Annotated in this window: 1 protein-coding gene; it reads right to left on the bottom strand. The window is 46.8% G+C overall.

Features of this window, described 5'->3' with window-relative positions:
* Window positions 1–24: 24 nt before the first annotated feature.
* Window positions 25–696 (bottom strand): IS4 family transposase (locus I9W95_RS03540; protein WP_225671911.1); only part of this gene is annotated, 672 nt, incomplete at its 5' end.

The raw sequence follows: 696 nt of genomic DNA, 5'->3' as shown, positions 1-696 counted from the left end.
CACTGCTGTCCCACAGTTTCGGGATCATATAACGAGCCTCATCTGAGGCTCGTTTTTGTTTGGGTCGGGCGGTGACGGATTAAGCACCTCCTGAAGCGTCTTTCGTTCAAACAGATTCATCTGCAACACCCTTAACATCCTTAGTACGGTCCAGCCTGAACGTGCGGCATATCGAGCGTACGCAACCAAGAGATAGACTGTCATCGCTATCCATATCTGGGTCATTACTGCATTTCGGGATCGCCCTAAAAACGTCTTGATAGACAGGCTCTGTTTGATGGCTTTAAAGAAGAGTTCAACCTGCCAGCGATCCTTGTAGATCCCAGCAATGGTTCGGGCTGAAAGGTCAAAATGATTGGTTAAAAACTCATAGGTTTTGTCTGTTTCTGAGCAATGATAGACCACTCGCCTCATGGGAGGTGCGCCTCGCTTCCGTGCATGTGCGCTGCTTGGCTGTATGTCCTGATCCGCTATTACGCCAGTGCCTGACCTTACCGGATAGTCGGCGTGAATCTTATAAACAGCATTAGTACGTAGCCGTGTGACAAAGAAAATTCCTTTATCTGTCAGTGTCTTATACCACTCATAGTCAAAATAGCCTTTATCGAAAGCAACGATACTTCCCTTAGGAAAATCAAATTTTCGTCCTTCTATCATGTCGTTTTCATTGCCATCACTAAGCGCCACGAACTCTGG

The sequence above is a fragment of the Thalassolituus marinus genome, assembly GCF_020320395.1.
Taxonomy (GTDB): Bacteria; Pseudomonadota; Gammaproteobacteria; order Pseudomonadales; family Oceanobacteraceae; genus Venatoribacter; species Venatoribacter marinus.
The sequence above is the reverse complement of the archived record's forward strand: the minus strand, read 5'-3'. Positions and strand labels throughout refer to the sequence as shown.